The 6,256-nt window shown below is 74.6% G+C and carries 7 protein-coding genes; 3 read left to right on the top strand and 4 right to left on the bottom strand.

From position 1 onward, the window contains the following. The 3 genes from FNQ90_RS09515 to FNQ90_RS09505 form a co-directional block, all read right to left on the bottom strand. Positions 1–796: histidine kinase dimerization/phosphoacceptor domain-containing protein (locus FNQ90_RS09515; RefSeq protein WP_182605964.1), on the bottom strand; the 796-nt coding region annotated here is incomplete at its 3' end. A 167-nt stretch (positions 797–963) separates the two neighbouring features. Further along, positions 964–1,260, bottom strand: a complete 297-nt coding sequence (pspAA, locus tag FNQ90_RS09510) for a PspA-associated protein PspAA (protein WP_143620272.1) — start codon at positions 1,258–1,260, stop codon at positions 964–966. A 282-nt stretch (positions 1,261–1,542) separates the two neighbouring features. Continuing rightward, the gene (locus tag FNQ90_RS09505; RefSeq protein ID WP_182605965.1) at positions 1,543–2,322 is read right to left on the bottom strand and encodes a PspA/IM30 family protein; all 780 of its coding nucleotides are present in this window, start codon (positions 2,320–2,322) and stop codon (positions 1,543–1,545) included. A 390-nt stretch (positions 2,323–2,712) separates the two neighbouring features. On the opposite strand from FNQ90_RS09505, the gene FNQ90_RS09500 reads away from it, so the two are divergent. After that, positions 2,713–3,309, top strand: a complete 597-nt coding sequence (locus FNQ90_RS09500) for a DUF3043 domain-containing protein (protein WP_182605963.1) — start codon at positions 2,713–2,715, stop codon at positions 3,307–3,309. 98 nt (positions 3,310–3,407) lie between these two features. Here FNQ90_RS09500 and FNQ90_RS09495 read toward each other — a convergent pair whose 3' ends face one another. Next, a complete protein-coding gene (locus FNQ90_RS09495) occupies positions 3,408–3,644 on the bottom strand; it encodes a hypothetical protein (RefSeq protein ID WP_182605962.1) in 237 nt (78 codons plus the stop codon). A 124-nt stretch (positions 3,645–3,768) separates the two neighbouring features. Between FNQ90_RS09495 and FNQ90_RS09490 the strand changes: the two genes are divergently transcribed. Next, a complete protein-coding gene (locus FNQ90_RS09490) occupies positions 3,769–4,968 on the top strand; it encodes a bifunctional adenosylcobinamide kinase/adenosylcobinamide-phosphate guanylyltransferase (RefSeq protein WP_182605961.1) in 1,200 nt (399 codons plus the stop codon). A gap of 71 nt (positions 4,969–5,039) precedes the next feature. Then, positions 5,040–6,256: nicotinate-nucleotide--dimethylbenzimidazole phosphoribosyltransferase (locus FNQ90_RS09485; RefSeq protein ID WP_182605960.1), on the top strand; the 1,217-nt coding region annotated here is incomplete at its 3' end.

Below are 6,256 nucleotides of genomic sequence, written 5' to 3'. Positions count from 1 at the left end.
GATCGGCGGAACCGCCCGCCGGGTGGGTGGGAGCCGGGCACTCGTCGGGCTGACGCAGCACCTCCACCGTCTCCCGCAACTCGGTCAGGGCACGCCGACCGGCCTCCCGGACGTGGGCCAGCGCCTCGCGGGCCCGGTCGGGCCTGCTGTCCATCAGGTGCGAGGCGACCCCGGCCTGCACCGTGATCAGCGCGATGGTGTGGGCGACCACGTCGTGCAGTTCGCGGGCGATCCGCACCCGCTCCTCCGCCACCCGACGGCGCGCCTCCTCCTCCCGGGTGCGCTCCGCCCGCTCGGCCCTCTCGCTGATGGCCCGAAGCGCCGCACGACGGCTGCGCACCGCCTCGCCCGCCGCCACCGCCACCAGGCCCCAGGCCAGGACCGCGAGGTTCTCGGCGGCGTACCAGGGGCGGGGGCCGAGGAGCAGGGCACCGGCGAGGAGCAGGGGCAGGGCGAGCGCCACGGCCCGCCGGGCGGCGAGGCGGTCGTTGCCCGCGGCCACCGAGAAGAGGGCGACCACCGGCGCGATGACCATGGCGTTGTTGCGCTGCTCGACCGGCAGCCACACGACGGTGATCGTCCACTCTACGAGGGCGAGGAGAACGGTGACGGCGAGCACCGTGCGCGGGCGCGAGCGCCGCACGACCAGCGCCGCGCAGGTGAGGACCGCGAGCAGCACCGTGTGCGGCGGCAGGGCCCGGAAGCCGAGCTCCCCCCCGCCCTTGGGGTAGTGCAGGGCGGTCGCCGAGATCGCCAGGGTGACGGCCAGGACCACCAGGGCCGGGAGACCACCCATGAGTCGGGGATGGTTCCCGGGGTGGAAACGGCCTCCGAACGGTCGGGCGTCGGCGGTGACCGGCGGTACCGGGATTCCCGGGACACGCCGGGCTCCCGGAACCCCCGCCACGGAAACGGCGCCCCGTTTCCGGGAACGGAAACGGGGCGCCGTGACACTCATCGGAATCAGGACCGGGCCGGCGGTTCGAGGGGGATCAGACCCTCCTCCGACAGCATGGCCCGGACATCCTCGATGGTGGCGTCCGGTGCCGGGAGGATCAACTCGGACGGCTCGAGGGAGTCGTCCGGCAGCGGGGTACCCATCGAGCGCACCGCCTCCAGCAGAGCCGCCAGGGTCCGCCGGAACCCCTCGTGGTCGTTCTGCTCCACCTCGGTCATGAGCTCGTCGTCGAGCTCGTTCAGCTTGGGGAAGTGGCTGTCGTCCAGCCGGACCTGCCCCTCCCCCATGATCCTTACGATCACACCGCGCTCCTTGCTACGGGCTGCCTGCACGCTTCGTCTGTTGCTCGGGGATGCGCGGGACGGCGCGGCCCGAACGGACCGCTTCCCCCGTCGCACGTGACCGTGCGCCCGCCCGCGCGTCCCGAAGCGGGACGGGGGACGACCGCACGGGGCGACCGACCGCGTTCCGGGGTCCGGCCCGCTCGGGAACCGGGACACCGGTGTCGGACGCCGGGCCGGCGGACGACGCCGCCACCACGGGGGTGGCGAACGGCGGTCACCGCCGACGGACCGACCGTCGGATCACTGCTGCTTGTCGAACCGGGGGTTCTGCTGCTCGGCCTGGCCGGCACCGCCGGCACCGCCCTCGAGCGCCTGCCGCTCGGTGCTCCCGCCGGACAGCTCCGCCTTCATGCGCTCCAGCTCCAGCTCCACGCCCGCGTCGCCGGAGACCCGGTCCAGCTCGGCGGTGAGGCTGTCCTTGGAGGTGCCGGTGACGTCGTCCAGTGCGCCGGAGGCCAGCAGTTCGTCGATCGCGCCGGAACGTGCCTGGAGTTCCTGGGTGCGGTCCTCGGCGCGCTGGATCGCCATGCCGACGTCGCCCATCTCCTCGGAGATGCCGGAGAACGCCTCGCCGATCCGGGTCTGCGCCTGGGCCGCGCTGTAGGTGGCCTTGATGGTCTCCTTCCGGGTGCGGAAGGCGTCCACCTTGGCCTGCAGCCGCTGGGCCGCCAGCGTCAGCTTCTCCTCCTCGCCCTGGAGGGTCTGGTGCTGCGTCTCCAGGTCGGTCACCTGCTGCTGGAGACCGGCCCGGCGGGTGAGCGCCTCACGGGCCAGGTCCTCGCGCCCCAGTGCCAGCGCCTTCTTCCCCTGGTCCTCCAGCTTGTCGGACTGGCCCCGCAGCTGGTTGAGCTGCAGCTCCAGACGCTTGCGGGAGGTGGCCACGTCCGCCACTCCGCGTCGCACCTTCTGCAGCAGCTCGAGCTGCTTCTGGTACGAGTAGTCGAGCGTCTCGCGCGGATCCTCCGCCCGGTCCAGGGCCTTGTTGGCCTTCGCGCGGAAGATCATCCCCATCCGCTTCATGACACCGCTCATGGGTCTCGCGCGCCCCCTTCGGACTGCCTCGAGTGTTCACCGTTCCTGGTACCCCTACCCTACGGGTCCCGCTTCCATATCAGCACCGGATGCCCCCGAAAGGGCTCCACCTGCGGGACGATCACCCCGGCCGGCCTACCGCCGGAGGATGACGGGGATCCCCCGGGCGCCACACCCGTCCCGGGCGCCACCCCTGCCCCGGGAGCGGTGCGAACCCCGAGAACCCGGGAGGGACGGACCCCGGGTCCCCGGAAGGCGTCGGGGAACGCGCCGCGGAACCGCCCATGACCGGACGGTGATCGAACGGTGCGGGCATCGGTGCCGGATCGTGCCCCACCGAGGGGTCCGCGGAGGGGGACCACCGCTTACCCTGGGCATGTGTTCCGAAGCCGCTCGAAAGAAAACCAGTCGTCACCGGCCGCCGAGCCCACCCCCGAGGAGGCGTCGCGGGCCCGCGATCCGCAGGCGCCCAAGGGCCGCCCGACCCCCAAGCGCAGCGAGGCGGAGGCATTGCGGAAGGCCACCGCGCGTCCGCCGACCGACCGCAAGGAGGCCGCCCGCCGGGCTCGTGAGGCGCGGCGCAAGGCGATGGAGAAGCAGCGCGAGGCGCTGGTCACCGGCCGGGAGGAGTTCCTCCCCTACCGGGACCGGGGTCCGGTGCGCCGTTTCGCCCGCGACTTCGTGGACACCCGCTGGCACGTCGCCGAGTACTTCCTGATCTACGCGATCATCATCCTGGTGCTGTCGATGGTGCCGGGCCAGCAGGCGTTCGCGCTGCTGTTGTGGATGGGCATCATCCTGGCCATGATCGTCGACTGGGTCGCGCTGCGTTTCCGCCTCAAGCGGGCCCTCAAGGAGCGTTTCCCGAACGAGAGCCACAAGGGCGCCTACCCCTACGCGCTGATGCGCACCCTCCAGGTGCGGCGCCTTCGCCTGCCCAAGCCGCAGGTCAAGCGCGGCGAGGCACCGCGCTGAAACCGGCCCGCCGGTGGCGGGGAAACGTCCGAGGGGGCGGTCACGACCTCCGTCGTGTCCGCCCCCTCGAACCGTGCCGGGCCACCGGCCCCGGGACGTCAGTCGCCGGGGACGGGCGGATCCGCGGGCGGATCCTCCGCGTGCAGGCCCATCGGCCCGTACACCACCGCGCCGTCCTCCAGCAGGACCACCCGGTCGATGCCCTCGGCCGTGAGGCTCTGCCAGGTCTCCCCCAACCAGCTCTCGGCATCACCCTGGGTGCCGAACCCGCCCGGCGGGTCGGCGGGTGGGTGTTCCGTCCCGTCCGCCTTCTCGAACCGCCACTGCCAGGCCATGCGCGCCTCCCGGGGTCGTCGGTGGTGTGCCGGGAACACCGGAGAGCCCCGGAACACCCGGAAATACTGCCCGGAAGCGTAGCCCTCCGCGCGCGAACGGGCGGGAAGGCGGCAGGATCGGAGGGTGGACATCACCCTGCTCGGCACCGGCGCTCCCCCCGGGCTGCCGCGGCCCGACTGTTCCTGCGCGGCCTGTGCCCGCGCCCTCGGCCCCGGGGCCCGGGCCGCCACCTCGGTGCTGGTGGACGGGGTGTTGCTGCTGGACCTGACGCCGGGGGCCGCCCTGGCGGCCGCCAGGGCGGGACGCACGCTGCACGGTGTGCGCCAGGTGGTGCTCGCCCACCCGCACGACGGTCCGCTGCCCGGGTTTCCCGAGGACCTGCCGCCCGCCGTGCGCCTTCCCGCCGGGGAGGAGGTGGTCCTGCTGACCGGGCACCGGGTGCGGGCCGTGGCCCCGGACTCCCCCGGCACCGGCTACGCGGTGACCGGCCCGGACGGGCAGCGACTGCTGTATCTGCCGCCCGGGGCGGGGCCCGCCGGGGGCCGGACCGACCCCCGGCCGGTGGACCTGTGCCTGGTGGACGTGATCAAACGCCCGGACGCGGTGGCCCGGTTGCGGGCGGACGGGGCGATCGGTCCGGCCACGGACCTGGTGGCCGTCCACCTCGACCACGACGTGCCGCCGGGACCCGAGTTGCGCCGTCGGCTGGCCGCCGCCGGGGCCAGAGCCGTTCCGGACGGGGCGGCGTTCTCCACCGAGGGCCCGGTGCCCACGCCCCTGGTGCCGCGCCGCACCCTGGTGCTGGGCGGTGCCCGGTCGGGCAAGTCCCTGGAGGCCGAGCGTCGTCTGGCGACCTTCCCCGACGTGGTCTACGCGGCGACCGGCGGCGAGCGGGCCGGGGACGCGGAGTGGCGGGAGCGGGTACGGACGCACCGGGAACGGCGGCCGGTCGGCTGGTCCACCGAGGAGACCCGGGATCCGGTGCCACTGCTGCGCGCGGAGGGCCCCCCGCTCCTCGTGGACTGCCTGTCGCTGTGGCTGACCGCGGTGATGGACACCGCCGGAGCCTGGGAGGAGGGCCGTTGGCGGAACGGCGCCGCCACGGAGGTCCGGCGGCGGATCGGTGAACTGGCCGGGGCGATCCGGACCACCCCCCGCACGGTGGTGGCGGTGAGCAACGAGGTGGGCTCGGGGGTGGTGCCCGCGACGCCGGCCGGACGGCGGTTCCGCGACGAGTTGGGCCGGCTGAACGCGGCGGTGGCGACCGAGTGCGAACAGGTGCTCCTGGTGGTGGCCGGGACGGTGCTGCCGTTGCGCGGTTGAGGCCCGTCGGTCACCCCGGGAACCGTCCGCCGGGCGGAGGCGGGACAACCGCCACGGGTACGCTCGGGCCCATGAGCGACGGCAGTCTCGACCTCGACGTCTTCGGCGATCTGATCAAGCGTCCGGACGCGGCCGTGCGGCGTGCCGCCGAGTCCCTGCGGGCGGCCCGGGCTCCGGGCGCCGGGACCCTGGGCCGGCTGGACGAGTTGGGTGTGTGGCTGGCCGGGGTGCAGGGCCGGTCCCCGGCGGCGGCGATCGAACGTCCTCGGCTGGTGGTCTTCGCCGGTGACCACGGCGTGGCCAGGGCCGCGGTCTCCGCGCGGCCGGTGTCCGGGGCCCACGTGCCGGTCCGGGCCCTGCTGGACGGCGAGAGCCCGGCGGCGATCCTCGCCCGGCGCTCGGGTGTGTCGGTTCGGGTGGTGGACATGGCCCTGGACTGCGATCCGCTGGGCCTGCCCCCCGAGGTGACGCGACACCGGGTGCGCCGGGGGTCGGGTCGTCTGGACACGGAGGACGCTCTCACCCGGGAGGAGACCGAGCGGGCTTTCCGCACCGGAATGGCGATCGCCGACGAGGAGGCCGACTCGGGAACCGATCTGGTGGTGCTCGGGGACCTGTCGGTCGGTGGCACCACCGCCGCGGCGGTGCTGACGGGGGCGCTGTGCGGCACCGACGCCTCGGTGGTCACCGGACGCGGCGGACTGCGGATCGACGACACCACCTGGATGCGCAAGTGCGCCGCGATCCGTGACGGCCTGCGGCGCGCCCGGCCGGTCCTCGGCGACCAGATGCGGCTGCTGGCCGCGGTGGGGGGTGCCGACCTCGCCGCGATGACCGGCTTCCTGCTCCAGACCGCGGTGCGGCGCACGCCCGTCCTGCTGGACGGCGTGGTCACCACAGCCTGCGCGCTGCTGGCGCAGCGGATCGCCTTTCGGGCACCCGACTGGTGGTTGGCCGGTCACACCGGGGGCGAGCCGGGGCAGGCCAAGGCGCTGGACCGGATGAACCTGGAGCCGGTGACCGACCTCGGGGTGACCACCGGTGAGGGGGTGGGCGCCCTGCTGGCGCTGCCGGTCGTGCTCTCCGCCGCGGCGCTGGCGGCCGAGGCCCCGAGGCCCGTCGGCCCCCCGGCCGGGGGCGGGACCGGTGAGCCGGCCGGCGCCGCGCGGGAGGGGCACCGGAGCGACGGGGCCGGGAACGCCGGGGACGCCTCCCGGATCGATGGGATCGACACCGTCGCCGAGGCGTCGGGAGAGGCGGGAGCCCCGTCGGGGATCGGTGCCGACAC

The sequence above is a fragment of the Streptomyces alkaliphilus genome (assembly GCF_014141535.1).
GTDB lineage: Bacteria > Actinomycetota > Actinomycetes > Streptomycetales > Streptomycetaceae > Streptomyces > Streptomyces alkaliphilus.
This window is presented reverse-complemented; position numbering and strand designations above follow the sequence as displayed.